General features: G+C 75.2%; 15 protein-coding genes. 9 read left to right on the top strand and 6 right to left on the bottom strand.

Annotated features, from left to right (window positions below; all coding sequences use genetic code 11):
* The first annotated feature begins 197 nt into the window (after window positions 1–197).
* Together IPO09_02200 and IPO09_02195 are read left to right on the top strand one after the other, a co-directional pair.
* A complete protein-coding gene (locus IPO09_02200; GenBank protein ID MBK9516164.1) occupies window positions 198–578 on the top strand; it encodes a hypothetical protein in 381 nt (126 codons plus the stop codon).
* 776 nt (window positions 579–1,354) lie between these two features.
* On the top strand, window positions 1,355–3,955 hold the full coding sequence (locus IPO09_02195) for an insulinase family protein (GenBank protein MBK9516163.1): 2,601 nt from the start codon (window positions 1,355–1,357) through the stop codon (window positions 3,953–3,955).
* 124 nt (window positions 3,956–4,079) lie between these two features.
* Here IPO09_02195 and IPO09_02190 read toward each other — a convergent pair whose 3' ends face one another.
* Window positions 4,080–6,416, bottom strand: a complete 2,337-nt coding sequence (locus IPO09_02190; GenBank protein MBK9516162.1) for a hypothetical protein — start codon at window positions 6,414–6,416, stop codon at window positions 4,080–4,082.
* A gap of 282 nt (window positions 6,417–6,698) precedes the next feature.
* Here IPO09_02190 and IPO09_02185 point away from each other — a divergent pair, with 282 nt between their 5' ends.
* Window positions 6,699–7,115, top strand: coding sequence for a hypothetical protein (locus IPO09_02185; protein MBK9516161.1), 417 nt, complete (start codon window positions 6,699–6,701; stop codon window positions 7,113–7,115).
* Window positions 7,116–7,152: 37 nt separating this feature from the next.
* On the opposite strand, the gene IPO09_02180 is transcribed toward IPO09_02185, so the two are convergent.
* Both IPO09_02180 and IPO09_02175 read right to left on the bottom strand, forming a co-directional pair.
* The gene (locus tag IPO09_02180) at window positions 7,153–8,820 is read right to left on the bottom strand and encodes an alkaline phosphatase D family protein (protein MBK9516160.1); all 1,668 of its coding nucleotides are present in this window, start codon (window positions 8,818–8,820) and stop codon (window positions 7,153–7,155) included.
* A 195-nt stretch (window positions 8,821–9,015) separates the two neighbouring features.
* A complete protein-coding gene (locus tag IPO09_02175; GenBank protein ID MBK9516159.1) occupies window positions 9,016–9,570 on the bottom strand; it encodes a DUF3365 domain-containing protein in 555 nt (184 codons plus the stop codon).
* Between the two features lie 316 nt (window positions 9,571–9,886).
* On the opposite strand from IPO09_02175, the gene IPO09_02170 reads away from it, so the two are divergent.
* On the top strand, window positions 9,887–11,611 hold the full coding sequence (locus IPO09_02170; protein MBK9516158.1) for a cyclic nucleotide-binding domain-containing protein: 1,725 nt from the start codon (window positions 9,887–9,889) through the stop codon (window positions 11,609–11,611).
* Window positions 11,608–12,096, top strand: coding sequence for a hypothetical protein (locus tag IPO09_02165; GenBank protein ID MBK9516157.1), 489 nt, complete (start codon window positions 11,608–11,610; stop codon window positions 12,094–12,096). Before IPO09_02170 ends, IPO09_02165 begins: the two co-directional genes overlap by 4 nt.
* Window positions 12,097–12,259: 163 nt before the next feature.
* Here the strand turns inward: IPO09_02165 and IPO09_02160 are convergent, their stop codons facing one another.
* From IPO09_02160 to IPO09_02150, 3 genes are all read right to left on the bottom strand, one after another.
* Complete coding sequence (locus tag IPO09_02160) at window positions 12,260–13,489, bottom strand: MFS transporter (GenBank protein ID MBK9516156.1); 1,230 nt, start codon at window positions 13,487–13,489, stop codon at window positions 12,260–12,262.
* The gene (locus IPO09_02155; protein MBK9516155.1) at window positions 13,486–13,926 is read right to left on the bottom strand and encodes a winged helix-turn-helix transcriptional regulator; all 441 of its coding nucleotides are present in this window, start codon (window positions 13,924–13,926) and stop codon (window positions 13,486–13,488) included. Before IPO09_02155 ends, IPO09_02160 begins: the two co-directional genes overlap by 4 nt.
* 64 nt (window positions 13,927–13,990) lie before the next feature.
* Window positions 13,991–15,775, bottom strand: a complete 1,785-nt coding sequence (locus tag IPO09_02150) for a PAS domain-containing protein (protein ID MBK9516154.1) — start codon at window positions 15,773–15,775, stop codon at window positions 13,991–13,993.
* A gap of 237 nt (window positions 15,776–16,012) precedes the next feature.
* On the opposite strand from IPO09_02150, the gene IPO09_02145 reads away from it, so the two are divergent.
* The 4 genes from IPO09_02145 (at window position 16,013) to IPO09_02130 (ending at window position 22,914) form a co-directional block, all read left to right on the top strand.
* The gene (locus tag IPO09_02145; protein ID MBK9516153.1) at window positions 16,013–18,859 is read left to right on the top strand and encodes a response regulator; all 2,847 of its coding nucleotides are present in this window, start codon (window positions 16,013–16,015) and stop codon (window positions 18,857–18,859) included.
* 305 nt (window positions 18,860–19,164) lie between these two features.
* Window positions 19,165–19,611 carry a response regulator gene (locus IPO09_02140; protein ID MBK9516152.1) on the top strand — a complete coding sequence of 149 codons (447 nt, stop codon included), beginning with the start codon at window positions 19,165–19,167 and terminating at the stop codon, window positions 19,609–19,611.
* Window positions 19,612–19,627: 16 nt separating this feature from the next.
* Window positions 19,628–20,986: an HDOD domain-containing protein gene (locus tag IPO09_02135; GenBank protein MBK9516151.1), complete on the top strand. Its 1,359-nt coding sequence runs from the start codon at window positions 19,628–19,630 to the stop codon at window positions 20,984–20,986.
* Window positions 20,983–22,914, top strand: coding sequence for a hybrid sensor histidine kinase/response regulator (locus IPO09_02130; GenBank protein MBK9516150.1), 1,932 nt, complete (start codon window positions 20,983–20,985; stop codon window positions 22,912–22,914). The genes IPO09_02135 and IPO09_02130 overlap by 4 nt, the downstream gene beginning before the upstream one ends.
* Window positions 22,915–22,950: the final 36 nt, after the last annotated feature.

Raw genomic sequence — 22,950 nt, 5'->3', positions numbered from 1 at the left:
CTTGGAGGGCGCCCGCCCGTGGGGCGCCCCTCGCAGGCGTTCGCGGTGACGCCGCTGCACGGCACCGGGAGCCGGTGGGCGCCGTCCGGGCGGACGTTCGGGAACGTTCCACTCGGCGAGTGCGTGGTGGCCAGCGCACGGGTAGGGCCAGGGCTCCCGCGTGGACGGACCTCGCCCGACCCACCTATCCTCCCGGCGTGCTCTCCTCTCTCGAGGGGCTCCCCGAGCTCTGGCGTACCCGCTACCGCGGCCGCGGCTTCACGCTCCGCGCCGTGACGCGCGAGCCGAGGGCGGCCGCCATCGCCCGCGCCGAGGGGGCGGTGCAGGCCCGGCGAGGCGACATCCTCGATTTCAAGATGTTCAGCAACCTCGCCCTCACCCTCCTCGTCGAGCTGGACGCTGCCGAGGTGGTGGTGCTCGCCGACGCGCTCCAGGGGTTCGGCTGGTCGGTCGACCTCGAGCCGCCGCGCCAGGCGCTGGCCGCCCTCGCCGGCGAGCGGATCGAGGGGACGGTGCTGCTCGACTTCCCGGAAGGGGACGGCGAGCTCGTCATCCCGCTGCCGAAGGTCCCCGGGTAGGGAGTCCGCGCGGGCCTGGACGACACGCCCCCACTCCGGCGCCACCGTGTTGCCCTGCTGGTCGTCGAAGTCGTTGGCCCGGGCGTTGTGGTTGTCCCCGGAGAGGACCACCAGGTCCTTGTCGAGGGCCCGTGCCGTGCCGAGCACCGTCTCCGGTGTTCCGGTCCGGCGAGCAGGTGGACCACCACGTGCCCCTCGGGATCGGCCCGGTGGAGCGCGCAGGCCAGCGTGGCGCCGGCGACCTCCACGTCGAGCCGTGCCCTGGGTCGCGCGGAGCGCGGGAAGAAGTGGCGCTCCGAGATCAGCGGGTGGTCGAGGAGGCTCACCGCGCCCCAGCCGCCACGCTGGACCCAGACCTCCGGGAAGGCGCCCTTGATCCTGCCCTCATGGGAGGCGACCCGGCCGGAGGTGAGGTGCCTGGCCAGCGCCATCGACCAGCTCGTCGACCAGGCGCGCCAGCACCTCCGGCGCCGGCGCCAGGACGGGCGCCGCTGGAGGTGCTCCAGCCAGGTGGAGTGGTGGGGTCGCCACCTCCCAAGCTCAGCCGAACGGAGCGGGCCCTGCCGCGGACCTCCCTCGACATCATCATCTCGCCCCCCGGGCTCGGCGCGTCGTACGCTCGGTCTGTCCACCGCCCTTCCTGGTCATCCTCCCCGGGGTCACGCATGCGTGCCGCCACTGCCGTCCTCGCCGCCGCCGTCCTCTCCGTCCTGACCGGGTGCCATTCGGTCGCCTACCGGCAAGCCGCCAGGTCCCTCCAGACGGCGCCGCCGCCGATGGACCACGGGCTCGACGCCCAGGTCCTGCCGAGCGGCCTGCAGCTGGCGGTCTTCCAGGTGCCGGGCCAGCGCGACGTGACGGTCTGGCTCTCCCTGGGCGGCGGCGCCGCCGACGAGCCAGAGGAGCGCTCGGGCCTGGCCACGGTTGCAGTGCGCGCGGCCGCGCTGGCGCGACGCAGCGCGGGAGGCGCCACCCTGATCGAGCGCCTCTTCTCTGCCGGCGCCTTCTGGGACGGCACGGCCCTCCCCGACGAGACCTCCATCTCCGTGCGCTGCCGCCCTGCCGCGCTGCCGGAGGTCTTGGCGGCGCTCTCCGCGCTGCTCGAGGACCCGGCGGGCGGGCTGGACGAAGAGGCCGTGGCGGTGGCCCGCGAGGAGCTGGCCACCGGCCTGGAGCGGGACGCAGGCAAGGCCGAGGCGGCCGTTCGCGAGGTGATCCGGCTCGGGCTCCAGGGAACGCCCTTCGAGCGGAGGCCCCCGACACCGGCCCTGGCGCGCAGCATCACCCTGGAGGAGGTCGCCGCCTTCTTGCGCGCCTCCTACCGGCCGGAGCGGGCCGTCCTGGGCGTGGCCTCGGCCCGCGACGCGGAGCCCATGGCGGCGGCGGTGGTGGGCGATCTCCGCGGCCGAGCGGCCGGCGATCCGGCGAGCCCGGTGGCCCCGGCGCCCAGCTTCTCGAGCGAGCCCCCGCCCTCCCCCATCGTTCGACAGGAGATCAGCGTCACCGGGGGGGAGAAGCCACGGCTGATCCTGGCCTGGCGCGCGCCGGGGTTCCGGTTCAAGCCGGCCGCCGACATGGGGGCCCGTGCCCTCCGGGACACGCTCGGGAGCCGCGCCGCCCGACCCGACCTCGACGCCAAGGTGACCCACGTGGACGCCCACTTCATGGCCCTCGACCGTGCCGGGCTGCTGCTGGTCGAGGTGGGCCTCGAGCGGCTGGAGGACGCCCCGGCGGTCCGCAAGGCCCTGCTGGAGGAGGCGCCGACGGCGGACAGCACCTGGCGTTACCGCGGCCCGGGCGCCGACGCGGCCTGGCGCCAGTCGCTCCGGCTGGAGCGGGAGCTGGCGATGGCGCGCGGCTGGGTGGGCCCGGTCGGACGCCTGGTGCGCACCACCGGCTCCGCCGACGTGCCGACCTGGCTCGACCTGAACGAGCGGGCCCAGGTCGGCCCGAGCGTCTCGGCCTGGCTCGATGCATGGGTCGATCCCGGCCCGGCGGTGATCGCCACGGTGGCTCCTGCGCCGAGCGGACTGGACGCCGCAGGCTCGGAGCGGGCCGGCCAGGCGCTGCCGCCGGAGGCGGACGAGCGCCAGCTGGCCTGGCCGATGGCGCACAGCCTGGTGGATACGGCCGCGCCGGGCCCGGCGGCCATCGCCTCGCTCCTCGGCGCCACCGGCTTCACCGATGCCCGGCGAGTCACCCTCTCCAGCGGCCTGGAGCTGGTGGTGCTGCGCCGCCCGGCTTCCCCGGTGGTGGCCCTCAAGCTCTTCCTCCCCGGCGGAGCCCGGACGCCGGGGGAGTGGCGCCCGGCCAGGCGGGCGCTCGACGAGGCGCGCCGCCAGCTCCAGCGGGAGGGCTTCGGCCTGGCGCCAGCCGCCCTCAGCTACACCGACGGCGTGGTGATTCAGACCTATGGCGCCACGGCCTGGCTGCCGGCCGTCGTCGAGGCGGTGGCCTGCTGGAGCCGCGGGCTCTCAGCGCCGCGGACCAGGCCTCCGGGCATCGACGACGACCTGACCTCCAGGGCCTCCGAGGCCGTGCAGACCGGCGGCGCGCTGCCGCCCGCCTACGGCGGCACCACCTGGACCGAGGCGTTCCTCGACCGGGTCGGCGACGCCGAGGGCGCGGTGGTGGTGCTGGTCGGCGACGTGGATCCGGTGGAGGGGCTGCGGCAGCTCCAGGCGGCCTTCGGTCGGTTCGAGCGCCGGACCGGGGAGCGCCGCTCCGGTCCGGCCACGCCGACCTGGCCAAAGACCCGGCGGGTGATCCTGCGGGACGTGCCAGGCGCCGCCCTGGCCACCGCCACGGTGCTGCTCCGCCTGCCCGATGACTCCGACGCCGGAACCGAGGAGGCCGCGGTGCTCGACCACCTGCTCACCGACCGAGTCCAGCGCACCTTCGGCTCGAGGGGGCTGGAGGTCGGTTCCAGGGTCTGGGGCATGGGCCGGGCCGCCTTCCAGGCGCTCACGCTGGAGGGCCCGCCGGGGCTGGTGGCCCCCGCCTCCCGCGAGCTGCTGCGCCAGCTCGGCCGGCTGGCCGAGGAGGGGCCCGCCGGGCTCGACGTGGAGGTTGCCCGCTGGTCTCGGGCCCGCGTCCTGGCCTTTGCCTTCGACACCCCACACGAAGCGGTGGCCCAGCTGCAAATGCTGTCCAGCGCCGGGCTGCCGTTCGACCACGCGGACACCGCCGGTCAGCGCCTGGCCCAGGTGGACCTGGCGGCGGTGCGGCGGTACCTGGCCAAGACCGGGATCGGCGCCGAGGGGCTCCTCTTCACCGGCGACGCCGCCGCGTTGCTCCCGCTGCTCCAGAAGGAGGGGCTCACGCCCGAGGTCCTGGCGGCGCCAGCTCCACCAGCTCCCCAGGTCGAGCGGCGGTAGGCCACACCAGCGGCTACCAGAGCCGCCGCGCCGCCGACGGTGGGCTTCGAGGCGGAACTCACGGCCTGGGCGCCGAGGCACCCGCGCTCGGCCGCGAGGGCCAGGACGGAGGGCGCCCGGCCGGCTACTTCGGGGCCTCTCCCGCGGGCGGCGTGGTGACGAAGCTCCGGCCGCTCAGCTTCTCCAGCAGGGCGATGCCGAAGAGGCCGTTCACCAGGCTGTTCCCCTCCCCGCCGCCGCCGCCGCCGATCACCAGGTTCTCCGGGATGAACTTGAGGTTGCTGGCCGCGATCCGGTCGATGACGCGGATCTGCCCGAAGACCTCCCGCCCCATGGCCGCGACCTCGAGCTTGTAGGCCTCGGCGGTGGAGGTGCCCTTGGCGAGGATGATCCCGGCCTCGGCGGTGCCCACCTTCTGGATGGCCTCGGAGTCTGCGGCGGCGTTGACCTTGGTGGCCTCGGCCTTGCCGCCGGCCTCCAGCCGGACGGCGGTGGCCTGCCCCTCGGCCATCAGGATGGCCGCCTGCTTCGAACCCTCGGCCTCCTTGATGCGTCCCTCGGCGAGGTTCTTCTGGATCTCCACGTTCCGCTCGGACTCCACCACCTTCGGCTGCATGTTGGCCTGGGCCTTGGCGTTCTCCAGGCTGCGCCGCTCGTCCTGGGCCTCCTTCTGCGTGGCGAAGGTCTTCTTCTCCTGCTCGGCGATCTGGCGGTCGGTGACCGTCTTGGTGAGCTCCTGCGGCAGCACCACGTCGGCGATGAGGGTGTCCTTGGAGTCGATGTGGTGCACCCGCAGCACCGCGTCGATGTGCTCCTTGGCCTTCTCCTGGAGCTCCCGGCGCTGCGTGTAGAGGTCGAGCGCCTGGATGTACTGGGCCGCGTTGCGGAAGTGGGAGCTGATGGCCGGCTCCAGCACCTGGGAGATCATGTTCTTCACCGAGCCCAGGTTGGCGATGACCTTGGGCGCGTTCTTCACCGGGATGTGGATGATGACGCTCACGTCCATGTTGACGTTGAACGCGTCGGCGGTGCGCAGCGTGATGGTCTTCAGGCTGGAGTCCAGCTCGTGGGCGCTGGAGCGGGTGTCCGCCCAGTTCAGCAGGATCTGGGTGGTCGGCACCAGGTCCACCTTGCAGATCTTGGTGTTGAGCGGGTGCTTGCCGGGCTGGAGCGGCTCGGCCCAGATGCCCTTGCTCCCGTTGGCCACGATCTTGGCGTTGACGGCGTCGTCGGTGAGGTCGGCGCCCTCGGCGCCCACGTAGCTCGTGACCACGCCGCAGCTGCCGATCTGGACCTGGATCATGTCCACCAGGTCGATGGTGGCGAACCAGGGGTTGATGGCGTAGTTGCCGGCGCGCAGCACCGGGATCTGCAGCCCCTTCTGGCCGCCCGCCTGGAGGAAGGCGTCGGCGTTCTGGAAGTTGTCGTGCACCCCCAGCGGCAGCTCGTCGGCGGCGATCTTGGAGGGATCGGTGATGGGCTTGCCCTCGTTGATGGTCACGATGCCCACCTGGTCGGCCCCGATGTGGGTCCAGTCGGCGATCTCGATGACCTTGAAGAGCATGGGGTTGAGCCGGTAGACGCCGGGCATCAGCACGTCGAGCTGCCGCCCCTTCTCGCCGCCGTTGCGGAGGAACGCCTCGCCGTCGAAGAAGTTGCTGTGGCCGGTGACGCGGGCGGCCAGCAGCCGCCCCTCGGGGATGCGCGCGCCGTCGGTGGCCTCCACCAGGCCGACCTTGCCGCCCGGGATCTTGGTGATGGGCAGCTTCTGGACGCGGAACATGATGGTGTTGATGCGGTAGTAGCCGGGGGGCAGGAACTGGAGCTGCGGCCCCTTCTGCCCGCCGTTCTTGATGAAGGCGTCGGCGTCCTGGAAGCTGTCGCACTCCACCGGCGAGCCGAAGTTCCCGCCCTCCCGGGCCACCCGCTTGCCGTCGATCGACTCGACGTAGCCCACCTCCTTGTCCTCGATCATGATGGCCGGGACCTCGAGGACCTCGAAGAGGTGCGGGTTGATCTTGTACTCGCCCTCCGGGAGCATCGCGAGCTGCGGCCCCTTCTCGCCGCCGTTGCGGAGGAAGGCCTCCCCGTCCTGGAAGAGGTCGCACGCCACCGACCTGGCCATGAAGCTGCCGGAGGGGATGGGCGCGCCCGCGACGGCGCGCACCACGCCCACCATGTTCTCGTGGATGACGCAGAAGTCCTTCTTCATCACCCGGTAGATGAAGGGGAGGAGCAGGTGGAACCCGGGGCCGAGGACGCGCGCCTGGACGCCCACCTCGTCCGACAGCGCCACGGTGCGGCCGTCCGGCATCTGCTTCCCGAACCAGCGCCGCTCCAGGAGGATGACCTGGTTGCCCTTGGCGATGGTGAAGGACCGGGAGAGCACCACCAGGAGCAGCACGGCGCCGAGCAGCTCGAGCAGCAGCGTGAGCGACGGCACGAAAGCCTGCAGGTCCACGTCGAATCCCCCCTCTTGGCCAGGACGGCCGCCCTGCACCTTCCGGCGCGCCGTGCGAGGCGGGGATCCTACCCGACTCCTACCCTGGGTGGAGGAGAAGCTGGCGCCCCGACAGCGCTTCCTCCGGGACCTCGCTCCTCCGCGGGGCCGGAGCTCGCGCACGGATCGGCCCTGGGTCCCCTCGCCACGGCCCCCCAGGAGGCGGCACCACCGGGTGGGCGTAGCCGTACGGAGAGTCCCGACCCTAGATTCGCCGACCACCCGCCGAACGCGAGGTCCACCATGCCTGGTCTCACCGTCCGCAGCGCCATCCTCTCCAGCCTGCTCGCAGCGGCCGCGGCCTGCGGGGGCTCGTCGGATCCATCGCCCAACGAGATCTCGATCTCGCCGGCCACGGTCACGGTCCCCGCGGGCGGCGCCGGCGTCACCTTCACGGTGCAGACCGGCGCCGCCAGCACCTTTGGCTGGAGCTTGGCGCCCGGCCTCGGGACGCTGTCGAGCCAGACCGCGACGACCGTCGTCTACACGCCGCCGGCCACCGTCGGCGCCTCCACCCAGGAGGTCCTCAGCAACGCCATCTGCGCCGCCGACGCCAGCCAGCAGCCGGTCGCCCGGCGCAACGGGACCCCGACCTCGGCCATCGGCTGCGGCGGAGGGACCGAGGTGCGAGCCTCGGCGATCATCACCGTCAATCCCTGATCCACCGACGCCTGCCACCTCCGCGCCGCGTCCCCCCCTACGGCGCCACCAGCCGGCGGCCGCTGGCCCCGGGCTGCACCTTGAGCACCTTGCCGCTCTCGCTGGTGTAGGTCCGCGAGGCCACGGTGGAGACGTAGCGCCAGTCGCCGGTCACCTCGGTGGGGGTGGCGGTCACCAGCAGCCAGCCGCGCCGGCTGGTGTCGGCGTAGACCAGCGGGCCGATGAGCTGGGTCACGCCGGCGGCGAAGAGGGCGGGATCGTCGCTCACGAAGATCTCCTCGAGCCCCGGGGAGGAGACGCCCGGCCCGGCCAGCTCCACCGCCACCGGGTTGCCCTGCAGGTCGTCGAGGTCGTTGGCCCAGGCGTTGTGGGTGTCGCCGGAGAGGACCACCAGGTCCTTGTCGAGGGCTCGCGCCGTGCCGAGCACCGTCTCGCGCGCCGCCTGGTAGCCGTCCCAGGCGTCCAGGTTGTAGGGCACCGCGGGGGCCTGCAGGATGGCCAGCTCGGCCGGGGTCAGCGAGCCCGGGTCGGTGGCCGCCCGCTGCGCCAGGGCGGCGTACGCGGTCACCGTGACCTGCTGCAGGGCGATGGGCACCGGCACGTTCATCCGCCCCATCACGACCTGCTGCCCGAGCAGCTGCCAGGTGGCCGTCGACGCGCCCAGCTTGCCCTGCAGCCAGGTGGTCTGCTCGGCCCCGAGGAGCTGGCGGGCCGGGGCGCCGATGGCGGCCGTGAAGCCGGCCGCGTCGAAGGCGCCGCCGGCGCCGAAGAAGGTGGTGATGTCCACCTGGCGCTCGCGCCCGGCGTGGCGGGTGTCGAGCATGTGGAGCGAGGCCAGGGTGCCGAAGTCGAAGGAGCGGTAGATGGCGTCGGGGCGGGCGGGATCGGCGAGGCGGGTCGGCATCCACTCGTGGAAGGCCTGCATGGCCGCGGCGCGGCGGGCCGCCCAGCTCCCCTCGGTCGCCTCGGTGTGGTTCTGCGCGCCGCCGGTCCAGGCGTCGTTGGCCACCTCGTGGTCGTCCCAGACCACGATGAGGGGGACGGCGGCCGAGAGCGTCTGCAGGTCGGGGTCGGTGCGGTACTGCGCGTGGCGCCGCCGGTAGTCGCCCAGGGTGAGGAGCTCGCCCTCGGGATCGACCAGCCGGCCCAGGGCTGCGGCCTGCTCGGAGGCGTACTGGCCGCGGGCGTACTCGTAGATGGTGTCGCCGAGGTGGACGGCGGCGTCCAGGTCCGGCTCGGCGGCCGCGTCGTCGTACACGTTGAAGTGGCCGGCCGGGTAGTTGGCGCAGGAGAAGACGGCCAGCTTCACCCGGCTGACGGGGCCGGTGGGCAGGGTCTTCGTCCTGCCCACCGGGGAGACCTGGTCGCCGTGGCGGAAGCGGTACCAGTAGGTGGTGCCGGCGGCCAGGCCGGTGACGTCCACCTTGACGGTGTAGTCGGCGGCGGCGGAGGTGGTGGCGGCGCCGGAGGCGGCCAGGGTGGTGAAGGCGGCGCTGGTGGCCACCTGCCACGCCAGGCTCACCGGCTCCTGGCGCGACGGGGCGACGTGCGTCCAGAGGATGACCCGGTCGGCCAGGGGATCGCCGCTGGCGACCCCGTGGCCGAAGGTGACCGTGGTAGGCGGGTCATCCTTGGAGCAGGCGGCCAGGGCCGTGGCGAGCAGGAGGGCGGCGAGGGCGAGGCGTGGGCCTGGGGAGCGGCTCATGGTGAACCTCCACGGGTGGGCGGTGCGCGCGGAGACCGATACCCTGGGCGCGGCCGGCGCGCGTGACGGTGCTGGGTGCTTGAGGTGCCGAGTTGGCGGCGCCGTGACACGGCCCTGGCGGGTGGTCCCGTGCGGTTGGTGCGCCGGCGCGGGTGACGCGGGCCGGCATGGGGCGTGGCCGGCGCCCGGCCCGCCTCACCGGCCGGCAGGGCCTTCGGCCTTCGGCGCCTCCGCCCACCAGAAGCCGCGCAGGTCGCCGAGGGCGTACCCCACCGCGCGGTCCTGGGGGTAGGCGCGGTCGAGCCAGGCGCGGGTGCCCTCCGCGAGCGCCTGGCGCGGCGCGTGGCAGTGGAGGCAGCGGCGCCTGACCTCGATGGGCCGGAGCAGGCCGACCCGGTCGCCGAGGTCGAAGACCACCGCGGGCACGTCGGCCGCCCGCCTCCCGTCGGTGGCCGCCACGTGGGCGCGCGCCCAGGCCGGCGGCGCGTTGCCCGGGTTGCGCAGCCGGGCGCTGGTGCGCCCCACCACCACCCGGGCGTCGGGCGCCGCCCCGTCGCAGCGCGCCGCGGTGGCGTCGGGATCGCCCTCGCCGAAGCGCCGCTCCACCTCGCAGGCCGCGGCGCGGATCCCCTCCTCGGCCAGCACAAGCGCCGGCCGCAGCGCCGCCGGGGCGGCGCCGGTCTCGACGGGAACGGGCCCGGCCGACCCGGGCTGCGACGCCAGGAGGACGTGGAGGACGAGGGCGCGCATGGACACCTCCGGCGCCCTCATAGCGCCGGACGGGACCGGGCGCAGGGGCCTGGTCGCCCAGGGGCGGCGGCGGTCCGGTCCGACGCCCGCGACGGGGCGAGCCGGGCCGAGGACCGGCGGCTCGAGCGCGCGAACCGGGAGCGGCGGTACCCGCCGCGGCCCGGATCGGGTAGACGAGTGGCCATGGCGACCAGCGCGGAGCTGCTGAAGCGGGCGGAGAAGGCCGGGGCCGACGGCCAGTGGATCGACGCGGCCACCCTCTTCGAGCGGGCGGCGACCTGGAGCGGGCCATCGCCGCCTACACCAAGGGCGGCGGGTGGACCGGGCCGCCTGGCTGCTGGAGCAGACCGGGCGGGGGCCGCAGGCGGCGGCGCTCCTCTCCTCCTGCGGCCAGCACCTCAAGGCGGCCGCCCTGCACGAGAAGTCGAAGGACTACCGGCGCGCCGCCGCCGCCCTGATGCGCGCCAACGAGCGCGAGCGGGCCGCCGCCGTCTACGAGCGCGGCGAGGCGTGGGAGGACGCCGCCAAGATCTACGCCTCCCTGGGCAACCACGGCCGCGCCATCCAGCTCTACGAGCTGGCCGGGCTGGCCGACAAGGCGGTGGAGCTGCGCGCCGCCCACGCCGGCGCCGAGGCGGCCGCGGCCGAGGAGGTGCTGGAGCTGGACCCCTCCATGGAGATCGCGGCCGACCAGTACCTCGACTCCGGCACCCTGACCGACTCGATGGTGGCGCTGCTCAGGCGCGGCCGGGTGGACGACGCGGCCCGGCTCTACGGCAACTGCCAGGAGGACCTGGGCTACGGGGTGCTGGCGGCGGTGGCCGGCGACCGCGAGGTGGAGCTCAGGGCCGCCGAGATGTTCGTGGCGGCCAAGGACTACGCCAAGGCCGGCCAGGTCTTCGAGAACCTGGAGCGCTGGGCCGACGCCGGCGCCATGTTCGAGCGGGCCGACGACGCCTACATGGCGGCCGAGATGTACGTGCGGGCCGGCGACCGGCTCAAGGCCGCCGAGATGTTCGAGAAGAACTCCAGCTGGCAGCAGGCGGCCGAGCTCTACCTGGCGGTGGAGGCCTGGGACAAGGCGGCCGTCAACTTCGAGCGGTCGGTCAACCACTTCGTGGCCGGCAAGCTCTACTTCCGCATGAAGCGGATGGACAAGTCGCTGCAGCTCCTCCAGAAGGTGCAGAAGTCGGAGCAGCAGTACTTCGAGGCCTGCCGGCTCATCGGCGAGATCCTGGCCGCCCACGGCCACCTCGACCTGGCCATCCGCAAGTACCTGGAGGTCTGCCAGGCGGCCGAGCTGGGCAAGGAGACGGCCGCGGTCTTCTACAACCTGGGCCGGGCGCTGGAGCAGCGCGGCAACGTCCAGCAGGCGGCCCAGATCTACAGGCGGCTGCTCACCTTCGACTTCTCCTTCCTGGACGTGGGCGCCCGGCTGAAGGCGCTGCAGGCGGCGCCCCCGCCGGCCGCGGCCCCGCCGCTGCCCACCACCCCGCCGCCCGGCGCCTCCCCGGCCGCCCCCAGCCTGGCAGCCGCCGCCGGCACACCGGGTGCGCCGCCGCCGGCCCCGGGGCGGGCCACCCAGCTGGTCATGATGATGGACGGGTTCGACTTCCTGAAGGGCACGCCGCTCTTCAAGGAGCTGGCCCTCGACGAGATGAAGGCGGTCTACCAGGCCTTCGAAATCCGGCGGTTCAGGGCCGGCGAGGTGCTCATCGAGCAGGACCAGCCGGGCGCGGCGCTCTTCGTCCTGCGCAAGGGCACGGCCCGCGTGCTGCGCCGCAGCGGCGCCCGGGAGGAGGCCATGGCGCGCATGGGCCCGGGCTCGCCGGCCGGCGAGATGGCGCTGGTGGACGACGCCCCCACCAGCGCCCGGGTGGTGGCCGAGGTGGACGTGGAGGCGTTCTGCATCACCCGCGAGCGCTTCCAGAAGCTCCTGGCGCTGAACGACCGCATGGCGGTGAAGCTGCACCGCTTCTTCGTGGCGACCCTGGCCAGGCGGCTGCGCGCCACCAGCGAGCGGCTGGCGGGCAAGGCGTGACCTCCCAGGGCGAGCCCACCGAGCTGCGCGTCGGCGCCGACACGGCCAACCACGTCTGCCTGCGACCGCTGCGCCGCTCCTACCCGGCCACCCAGGAGTTCTGGGACGGCAACTGGCTGAAGGTGGACCTGGAGGTGCGCGCCGGCGCCTTCCGCGGCCGCTTCGAGGCCGACCTGCGCTGCGAGGAGTTCGAGCGCTTCGCCGAGCAGCTGGCGGCGCTGCAGGCCTCGGGCCGGGGCGAGGCCCTGCTGGAGACCATGGAGGGCTGGGTCTCGCTCCGGCTGGTGGCGGACCAGCGCGGCCACCTCGAGGGGACCTGCGAGGTGCGGGACGACCCCGCGCTGGGGAGCTGCCTGCGCTTCGGCCTCACCGCCGACCTGACCCACCTCCCGCCCATGCTGGCGGCGCTGGGGCTGATCCTGGTGGCCTTCCCGGTGGTGGGTCAGCCGGACGAGGCGGATGGGGCCGGCTTCGACGGGCCGTGACCGGGGCGCCGCGCCCGGCCGGCGACGCGGCGCCGCCCTCAGTTGCAGCGCAGCAGCGCCTCGGCCAGCTCGCCGGTGAAGCCCGGCTGCAGGTAGGAGACGAAGGCCCACAGCGCCACCAGCGCCAGGAGCACCAGCAGGAGGGCCCGGAGCACGGTGCGGCTCACGTGGCGCGCGCCGGGGCGGCGCCGAGGCGCGCCACCGGGACCTCGCGGACGGGCACGTTGAGGAGCGCGGCCACCAGCGCCAGCCCCACCGAGAGCCACCAGACCACGTCGTAGCTGCCGGTCAGCACGTAGAGCCGCCCGCCCAGCCAGCCGCCCAGGAAGGCGCCCACCTGGTGGAACAGGAAGACGATGCCGCCCAGCAGGGCGAAGTCGTCCGGGCCGAAGACGGTGGCCACCGTGCCGTTGGTGAGCGGCACGGTGGAGAGCCAGAGCAGCCCCATGGCGGCGCCGAAGGCCCAGGCCGTCACCTCGGTGACCGGCAGCAGGATGAAGGCCGCCAGCACCACGGCCCGCGCCGCGTAGAGCCCCACCAGCAGGCCAGGCTTGCTCCGGCGGCCGCCCAGCAGCCCGGCCAGGTAGGAGCCGGCGATGTTGAAGAGCCCCACCAGCGCCAGCACCACCGCGCCGGTCCGGGGCGGCAGGCCGCGGTCGGTGAGGAAGGCCGGCAGGTGCGTGGCGATGAAGACCACGTGGAAGCCGCACACGAAGAAGCCGACCGAGAGCAGCCAGAAGCCGCGGTGGGCCAGCGCCTCGGCCAGCACGGCGCGCAGCGGCCGGACGGCCCGGCGCGCCGCCCCGGCGGCGGGGCGCTCGGTGAGCGCGGCCGCCAGCGGCGCCATGAGCACGCCGAGCGCCGCCAGCCCGAGGAGCGTGGCGCCCCAGCCGAAGGCCTCGATGGCCGAGAGGGCGCCCGGCAGCATGGCGAACTGGCCGAGCGAGCCCACCGCCATGGCCACCCCCATGGCCAGGCTGCGCCGCTCGGGCGGCGTGGAGCGGACGATGGCCCCGAAGACCACCGGCATGGTGGTGCCGGAGAGCCCGAGCCCGATGACCAGGCCGGCCGAGGCGGCCAGCATGGCCCCGCTGTGCGCCCCGGCCATCAGCACCAGGCCGGCCACGTAGAGGGCGCTGCCCACCAGGATCACCCGGGCGGCGCCGAGGCGATCGGCCAGCCGCCCGGCGAAGGGCTGGGCCAGCCCCCACACCAGGTTCTGCAGGGCGATGGCGAAGGCGAAGACCTCGCGGGTCCAGCCGTGGTCGCGCGACATGGGCGCCAGGAAGAGGCCGAAGGCGTGCCGGATGCCGAGCGAGATGGCCAGCAGCAGCGCGCCCGCGCCCAGGATCACCGCCGGGCTCCGCCAGCCGCGGGAGGCGGGGCCGGTCACGGCGCCTCCACCTGCGCCGGGCCGGGCCGCGCCAGCGCCACCACCCGCCTGGCCACCTCGGTGAACCGCCCGGCGTCCTCGCCGAGCGCGGCCCCCAGGGAGCCCTGCAGCGCCCGCCAGGCCTCACCGGCCTGCCGGAGCCGCTCGCGTCCTGCCTCGGTGAGCGCCACCACCCGGTCGCGCAGGTCGTCGCCGGGCGAGAGCGCCACCAGCCCCAGCCCCTCCAGCCCGCGCAGGTTGCGGCCGAGCGTGCTGCGATCGAGCCCGGTGGCCTCGGCCAGCCGCGTCAGGTTGGGCGCCCCGTGCCGCTTGACCGCGTGCAGCAGCGAGAACTGGGTGACCTTGAGGCCGTGCGGGGCCAGCGCCGCGTCGTAGCGCGCCGTCAGCACCAGGGCGGCGCGGCGGGCGTTGGTGCAGAGGCAGGAGACCGGATCCATTGTGGGCATCTACCCGCATCGGCGAGGGGGCGCAACGCCTGGCCCATCCGGGACTGACGGGCGCTCACCCGGAGGCGTCGAGCACCGCGCGCACCCGCGCCAGCAGGGCGCCGGAGGTGAAGGGCTTGGCCAGCAGCTCCACCCCGGGATCGAGCACCCCGTGGTGGCTGATGACGTCCTGGGAGTAGCCGGAGACGAAGAGGACCCGCAGCCCCTGGCGCCGGCGCCGCAGCTCGTCGGCCAGCGCCAGCCCGTCCATGCCGGGCATCACCACGTCGGTGACCAGCAGCTGCAGCGGCCCCTGGTGCCGCGCCGCCACCTCCAGCGCCTCGACCCCGCCGGCCGCCACCAGCACCCGGTAGCCGCCGCTCCGCAGCGCCCGCGCCGTGATCTCCCGCACCAGCGGGTCGTCCTCGACCGCCAGCACCGTCTCGGTCCCCCCGGCCACCCGCTCCGGGACCACCGGCCGCGGCGTCACGGCCGCCGCCAGCCGGCGGGGCAGGTTGACCTCGAAGCTGGCGCCCTGGCCCGGCCTGCTCCGGGCCCACACGAAGCCGCCGGCCTGGGTGACGATGCCGTACACCGTGGCCAGCCCGAGCCCGGTGCCGCTCCCCTTCGGCTTGGTGGTGAAGAAGGGCTCGAAGAGGTGGGCCAGCGCCTCCGGCGAGAGGCCGGTGCCGGAGTCCTCCACCGTGAGGCGGACCCACTCGCCGGCCCGGGCCTTCACGTCGCGGGCGGCCTCGGCCTCGTCCACCACGTGGTTGCGGGTGCGCAGGGCCAGCCGGCCGCCGCGGGGCATGGCGTCGCGGGCGTTGACCACCAGGTTGAGGATGACCTGCTCCAGCTGTCCGGGGTCGCAGACCACCGTCCAGGGCCGGGGCTCCAGGTCGACCGAGAGCGCCACGTCCTCGCCCAGCACCCGGCGCAGCAGCCGCTCGCTGGAACGCACCACCTCGTTGAGGTCGAGCGGCACCGGCGCCGTCACCTGCCGGCGGGCGAAGGCCAGCAGCTGGCCGGTCAGCTCGCGGGCCCGGCCGCCGGCGGCGGCGATCTGCGACACGTCCTCCAGCGAGGCGGGCCGGCCCGCCTCCAGATCCTCCTGCAGCACGCTGCTGGCGCCCAGGATCACCGTGAGCAGGTTGTTGAAGTCGTGCGCCACCCCGCCCGCCAGCCGGCCCACGCTCTCCAGCTTCTGGGCCTGCTGGACGCGCTCCTCGGCGGCCAGCAGGTCCTGCTCGGCGCGCTTGCGGTCGGTGATGTCGCGGGCGTTGCCGATGAGCCCCGCCACCCGGCCCTCGGCGTCGCGGTAGGGCGCCTTGGAGGAGAGGAAGGTCCGGTAGCCCTGGGGCCCGAGGATGCGCTCCTCCAGCACCTCCGCCACGCCGGACGCCATGATCCGCTGGTCGGTCTCCATCAGGGTCGCGGCGACCGCCTGGTCGCCGTAGATCTCGAGGTCGGTCCTGCCGAGCACCTGGCCCGGCGCCTTGCCCATGACCTGCAGCGTGGCCGGGTTGGCGAAGAGCCACCGGCCGTCGCGACCCTTCAGGAACACCGGGTCGGGGATGGCGTCGGTGATGGCGTGCAGCAGCGCCTCGCTCTCGCGCAGGTGGCGGGCGCCGGCCAGGTCGCGGCGCCGGGTCAGGCGCAGCCCGGCGTAGAGCAGCGCGGCGGTGACGGCCACGAAGCCGAGCCCCTTGTAGACCGAGAGGAGACGCTGCTGCTCGATGGAGCCGGCCATGGCCGCCACCAGCGCATCGGACCCGTAGATGTAGCCCCCGGAGACGGCCGCATAGAGCGCCGGGATCCACCACTCCGGGTGCCAGTCGCGCCCGCGGCCACGTCGAGCCATGCAGCCTCCACCCTCCTGTCCGGCGGCGCCTCAGCAGCCCCGCTGGGCACGCGCCCACGATACCCCGACGCGCTGGCCCGCCCTACCCGCCGCCTCGGCGCGGCTGGCCGGGAGGTGCTGGGAGCCTGGACCGCCGCCCTGGAGGAGCGCAGGCACTGCGGCGTCTCGCCGCACGCCGGCGCGTCCCACCACGACAGGGCCTTCGCGGCGGCGCGGGTGTGGCAGCATGTCCAGTCGATGCGACGCCGTGCCACCTCCCTCGCCGTCGCGCTCCTGCTCGGCTCACCCGCCGCGACCGCGGCGGCCCCGCTGGTCCTCGACGAGCGACCGGGTCGGGAGCTCGGCGCGCACCTCGACTACCTGGTCGAGGAGGGCACCCCGCTCGACGGGCCGGCGGCGCTGGCGGCCGCCCGCGCCGGCCGCTACCGGCCGGTGGGCGCGCCGGCGCGCGGGCTCGGCGTGGGCGCCCGCGTGGTGTGGCTCCACGCCAGGCTGCAGGGGGGCCCGCCGGGCTCCTGGCAGGTCACCTGGGACCAGCCGCTGGTGGATCGGCTCGACGCCTGGGTGGTGGGTGGTGGTGCGCCCGTCCACCTCCGGGGCGGCCTGACGGTGCCGCCGGCCGAGCGCACCATCCGCCACGCCGGGCCCTACCACCAGCTCCCGCTGGCCCTGCCGGCGGGCGCGGAGGCGGAGCTGTTGCTGCGGGTGGAGTCGAGCAGGCCCGTCGTGGTGGAGGCGCACCTCTGGAGCGCCTCGGGGCTGGAGGTGCACGCCCTGGGGCTGGGGCTCCTGGCCGGCCTGGAGACGGGCGCGCTCCTGCTGGTCGTCATCCTCAGCCTGGTCATGGGGCTGGTGCGCCGCGACCGCTGGAGCGCTCGCCTGGCGGCGGTGCTGGCCGCCTACCTGGCCTACGAGCTGGCCATCACCGGCCTGGGGGCCCGCTGGCTCTGGCCGGGCTCGCCCCGGTGGGCGGTGGCCGCGCCCCCGTTCTTCGCGGCGGCGACCGCGCTGCTGACCGCCGCCTACGCGCGGGCCTACTCGGACGCCCAGGTGCACCACCCGCGCCTCGACCGGGCGGCCCGCCTCGTGACCTGGACCGGCGTGGGCTGCGCCGCGGCAGCCCTGCTGCTGCCCCCCGCCGGCCTCGGGCGCCTGGCGCTCTACTGCGGCGTGGCGCCGGCGGTGGCGGCCTTCGGCGTGATGGTGGCGCTGGGCGTGGCCGACCACCGGCGCGGCGCCGCCACCGCCCGCTGGTTCCTGGCGTCCTGCCTGGTGGTGGCGGCCTTCGGCCTGGTGCGCATCGCCTCCATCACCGGCCTCCTCCCGGGGGGGTTCGCCTCGCTCAGCGGCCTCGGCCCGGCGCTGCTCACGGCCAGCCTGCTGCTCTTCGTGGGCGTCATCGTGCGCGTCGAGGCGGAGCGGCGGGAGGCCACCGCCGGCCTGTCGCGGGCGGTGCTGGACCAGACCGCCAGCCTGCGCCAGACGGTGGCCCGGCTGCAGCTGGAGGTGACGGAGCGGGAGCGGGCCGAGCAGCAGCTGCGCGAGGCCGACGAGCGCTTCCGCATGGCCTTCGAGACCAGCCCGGACGCCATCAACCTGAACCGGCTCTCGGACGGGGTCTACCTGGCCATCAACCCCGGCTTCACGCGCATGACCGGCTGGACCGAGGCCGACGTCCTCGGCCGCTCATCGCTGGAGCTGCAGATCTGGGCCGACCCGGCCGACCGGGGCAGGCTGGTGGAGGGGCTCAGGGCCCACGGGGTGGTGCAGAACCTGGAGGCGGCCTTCCGCTTCAAGGACGGCCGGGTGCTCCAGGGGCTCATGTCCGCCCGGGTGCTGCAGCTCGGCGGCGTGCCCGCCATCCTCTCCATCACCCGCGACATCACCGAGATGCGGCGCGCCGAGCTGGAGCGCGACGCGCTGGCCGAGCAGCTGCGCCAGGCCCAGAAGATGGAGGCCATCGGGCGGCTGGCCGGCGGGGTGGCCCACGACTTCAACAACCTGCTCACCGCCATCACCGCCAACGCCTCGCTCCGGCTGCTGGACCTGCCGGTGGAGGAGGCCTGCCGGCCCTACTTCGAGGAGATCCAGGACGCCGCCGCGCGCGCCACCGGGCTGACCCGCCAGCTGCTGGCCTTCAGCCGCCGCCAGGTCATCGCGCCCAGGTCGCTCGACCTGGCGCGCCACGTCACCGGGCTGGCCAGCATGCTGCGGCGGGTGCTGGGCGAGGACGTGGCGGTGAGCTTCGCGCCGGGCGGCGACGCGCCGCCGGTGCTGGCCGACCCCGGCCAGGTGGAGCAGGTGGTGCTCAACCTGGCGGTCAACGCCCGCGACGCTGTCCGCCCCGGCGGCCGCATCGTCATCTCCACCGCGCCGGTGGAGGTGGTCGAGGCCGGCGCGGACCGGCGACCCGGGCGCTACGGCGCCATCGTGGTCCAGGACGACGGGGCTGGCATCGAGGCGGACGTCCTGCCCCACATCTTCGAGCCGTTCTTCACCACCAAGGGGGGCAAGGGCACCGGCCTGGGGCTCTCCACGGTCTACGGCATCGCCAGCCAGCACGGCGGCTTCGTGGAGGTGGACTCGGCGGCGGGCCGCGGCACCCGCGTCCGCGTCTGCTTCCCGGCGTCGGACGCCCCGCCGCTGGACGAGCCTGGGGCCGCCGCGGCCGAGCCGCTGCCCGGCGGCCACGAGACGGTGCTGCTGGTGGAGGACGAGCAGGCGGTGCGCGCCGTGACCCGCGCCCTCCTGCTCCGGCTCGGCTACCAGGTGCTGTCGGCCGGCGACGGCGCCCAGGCGCTGGCGCTGGCGGCGCGCCAGACCGGCCCGCTCGACCTGCTCCTCACCGACGTGGTCATGCCCGGCCTCAACGGCCGCCAGCTGGCCGAGCGCCTCTGGGCGGCGCGCCCCGGCCTGCCGGTGGTCTACATGTCGGGCTACTCGCAGGACGTGGTGGACCAGGCCGGCGTGCTGGAGGAGGGGCTCATCCTGGTGCAGAAGCCCTTCCAGCCGGCGCGCCTGGCGGCGGCGCTGCGGCAGGCCCTGGCGACGGGCGTCGCAGCGGCGGACTCCCGGTCGCGGTGAGCCGGCCGGCCGAGGCCGTTCCCCTGATCCGAACCTCCCCTGATCCCGGCCTCTGACCAGCGGTCGCCCGGGGCTCGGGTCGTCCATCGGGACCCAGTGGGTCCGCGACGCACCAGGCGCCGGACCTCCTGGCCTGGAAACCAGGCAGCGCTTCGTCCATGAAATCGGTGAGTTGCGAGCACCGCTCGACCCTGCGTTGGCCGTGCGCTGGGTCCCTGGATTGCAGAATCCCTCGCTGGGAGCGACAGCATGTGCGGCGATGTGGACTCGGCGCGCCCTGACGGGGCGGTGGGAACCTGGGCGTCATGACCGGGCCAGGAGAGGCACGCCGGCCGCCGCCGCGCCTGCTCGTCGTGGACGACGACGAGGTGCTCCTGCGCGCCTTCGAGCGGACCTTCCGGCGGGTCTACGACATCCGCGTCGCCTCCTCGGGCCAGGCCGCGCTCCTGGTGCTGGCGGAGCGTGAGGTGGACGTGCTCCTCACCGACTTCTCCATGCCGGTGATGAACGGCATCGACCTGCTGCAGCAGGTGGTGACCCGCCACCCGGGCGTGGCCCGCCTCATGTTGACCGCCTACGCCGACATCCCGGAGGTGGTGGCCTTGAAGCAGCAGGGGCTGGTCAGCGCGGTGCTGATGAAGCCCTGGAGCCGCGAGGAGGTCGAGGCGGCGGTGGCGCAGGCCCTCCGCCTGGCGGCCATGCGCCGCGCCGTGGCCAGCCTGCAGGTGCGGGTCGGGCCGCCGCGACCGTGACCACCCGAGACCGACCGTGACCCCCCGCGCCCCCATCGACGAGCGCCTGGCCGCCCGGATCCTGTCCTCCCCGGACCTGCCCAGCCTGCCGGCGGTCGCCTTGCGCGTGCTGGAGCTCTGCCAGGAGGACGAGGTCAACCTGGCCGCCATCGCCGCGGCCGTCGCTCCCGATCCGGCCATCTCGGCCAAGCTGCTGCGACTGGCCAACTCCGCCTCCTTCGCCACCCGCGGCAAGGTGGCGTCGCTCTCCCGGGCGGTGGCCCTGCTCGGCACCAACGCCACGCTGGCCGTCACCCTCTCGTTCTCGCTGGTGGGCGGGCGCAGGCGCCACGACGCCAGCGGCTTCGACCACGCCGCATTCTGGCGGCGCGCCCTCTTCTCGGCCATCGCGGGCCGGGCCCTGGGGCTGGTGGTGGAGCACGACCAGGAGGACGCCTTCGTGGGCTGCCTCCTCCAGGACCTCGGCATGCTGGCGCTGAACGGGGTCTTCCCCGGCGACTACGGCCAGGTCTGCCTGGCGGCCCAGGCGGAGCACGACACGCTGGCGGCGCTGGAGGCCGAGTTGCTCGGCGCGGACCACGTGCAGGTGGGCTGCCTGCTGGCCCGCCGCTGGAACCTCCCCGAGCGGCTGCAGGAGGCCATCTGCCTGAGCCACGCGCCGCCCGAGCGGCCGGCCGGACGCGCCGGGCTGACGCTGCCGGAGGCGGTCTACCTGTCGGGCTGCCTGGCCGACCTCTGGATCTCCGACCGGCCCACCGCGGCCACCCGGGCGGCCCTCGGGTCGGCCACGGAGCGGCTCGGGCTGGCGCCGGCGACGGTGGCGGCCGCGCTGACGCGCATGGCCGCGGCGGTGCCGGAGGCCTCCACCGACTTCGACCTCGACCTGGGGGGGCCAGGCCGGGTGCAGGCCGTGCTGGAGGAGGCGCAGCGGCTGCTGCAGGCGCGGCGCCCCACCGGGGCCCCGCCGGAGCCGGAGGGGGTCGGCCCCGTGCCGGCCGAGACCTTCCTCCTGCTCCTGGAGGAGGAGGTCGAGCGGGCCCGGAGCGGCGAGCGGCCAGTGGCGCTGCTGGCCTGCCGGGCGCCCGCCGAGCCGGACCAGGCGGACGCCGAGACGGCGCTGCTGCTGCTGGCCTCGCTGCGCCAGTCCGACGTGCTGTCCCGCCAGGGCGGGCACTACCTGGCGCTGCTGGTCGACACGCCAGCCGGCGGCGCGCAGGTGGTAGCCAAGCGCATCCAGGCCTGCCTGGCCGCAGCGAAGCGCGACGCCGCGGTGGGCCTGGCCTGCCTCCCGGACGCCACCATCCACACGGCCGCCCAGCTGCTCGCCGCGGCCGAGGGCCGCCTCGGGCCGGCGGCGGCGGGGGACGCGCCGTGACCCTGCGCGGCCGCCTCTCCTTCTTCGGCGCCGCCTCGGTGCTGGCCACCCTGGCGCTGGGGGGCACGGTCTACTGGGGCGCCTCGAAGGCCCAGCAGATCCTGCTGCAGCGGCAGCGGACCAGCGCGCGGGCCGAGGCCTGCCAGTCGCTCTCGCTGGCCGTGCCGGCGCTGCTCCACGGTCCGGCCGCCGACCCGGAGCTCGCCGAGACGGCGCGCCGTCAGCTCGACCTGGCCGCCGGCCTCTTCGCCCCGGGCGACGGGGCCGAGGAGGTCGAGGAGCTCCGCCAGGTGGTCGAGGCGGCCCTGCAGGCGGGCCCGGTCGGGGCCGGGGACCTGCCCGACGCCGCCGCCCACTTCGCGCGCGACGTCCTCGGCCCCATCACCCGGCTGGCCGCGCACAACCGCCAGATCGACGCCGACACCGCCCGGCTCTCCGCCGAGTCCATCGCCCGCGCCCGGGCCATCGCCGGCGTGGTGGCCGCGCTGGGGCTGATGCTGGGGCTGCTGGGGGCGACCGCGGTGGCGCCGCGGCTGCGGCGCGGCCTGGCGGCGCTGGAGGCCGGCGCCAGGCGCGTCAGCGCCGGCGACCTGACCACCCGCATCGCCCTCGACGGCACGGACGAGCTGGCCTCGCTGGGGTCGGCCCTCGACGCCATGGCGGCGCGGCTGCACGGCACCATGCTCTCGCGCGGGCAGGCCGAGGCGCTGGTGCGCGACCGCACCGCCGAGCTGGAGCGCACCCAGCAGGACCTGGCGGCCCGCCTGGCGCAGCTGGAGGCGGTGCGCATCCAGCTGGACGCGGCGGACCGGCTGGTGGCGGCCGACCGGCTGGCGCGCGGCCTGACCCATGAGATCAACAACCCGCTGGCCATCCTGCTGGCGGACGTGGAGTTCGCCTACGAGGAGCTGGAGGCGCGGGCCGCCGCGGCCCCCGGCGGCCCGCCCGACGAGGTGGTCTCGGCGCTCGGGGAGGCGCGCCAGGCCGGGCGGCGCATCTCCCTCATCGTCCGGGAGCTGATGTCCTTCTCGCGCGACCGCTCGGCGGGCGACCTGGGCCCCACCGACCTGGCCCAGGCGCTGGCCCATGCGGTGCGGCTGGCCGGCCCGGAGATCCGGCAGCACGCCACCCTGGTGGTGGAGCTGCCGCCCGGGCCGGTGCTGGTGCAGGGCAACCAGGCCCGCCTCGGCCAGGCCTTCCTGGAGCTGCTGCTGGGGGCCGCGGCCGCGGTGGCCGGCGCCGGCGGCGCCGGCAGCCAGGTGTCGCTGGTGGTGCGGCAGGAGGATGGGGGGGCGCAGGTCGAGGTGCGCGACGACGGCCTGCCCATCCCGGCGGAGCTCCGGCCGCACCTCTTCGATCCGTTCTTCACGCCGACGGCCGGCTTCGCGGCCGACAGCGCGGGGCTGCGCGGCGCCGGGCTGGGCCTGGCGAGCTGCTTCGGCATTATCCAGGCCGCCGGCGGCCGCCTGGAGGTCGACTCCGCCCCCGGCACCGGCACCGTCTTCCGCGCCTGGCTCCCGGCCGCCAGCTCCCAGAGCCGCCTGGCCCTGCGCGCCCCGGCCGCGTCGCGCAACGGCGGGCGGCCTCGCCTGCTGGTGGTGGACGCCGACCCGTTCGACTGCGCCACCGCCTACCGCACGCTCTCCAGGGACTTCGACGTGGCGCCGCACGCCAGCGTCCCGAGCGCCCTGGCCGTGGTCCGGGCCGGCGAGCGCTTCGACCTGATCCTGTGCGACCCGGCCTCCGGGCGGGCGCTGGCCGCGGCGCTGGCGGCCGACGGCTCGGACCAGGCCGGGCGGCTGGTGTTCGCGGGCGACGACCCCGCGCCGGGTGAGGCCGCCGCCCAGGGCGGCCCGGCCCGGATCCCCAAGCCCATCTCGGTGGAGCAGGTCCTGGCGCTGGTGCGCGGCGGCGGCCGGCCGGCCTGAGCGGCCGGGACGGAGTCCCCCTCCGGTCGCTGGCCG

The organism is Anaeromyxobacter sp., assembly GCA_016718565.1.
In the GTDB taxonomy this organism is placed as follows: Bacteria; Myxococcota; Myxococcia; order Myxococcales; family Anaeromyxobacteraceae; genus JADKCZ01.
The sequence above is the reverse complement of the archived record's forward strand: the minus strand, read 5'-3'. Positions and strand labels throughout refer to the sequence as shown.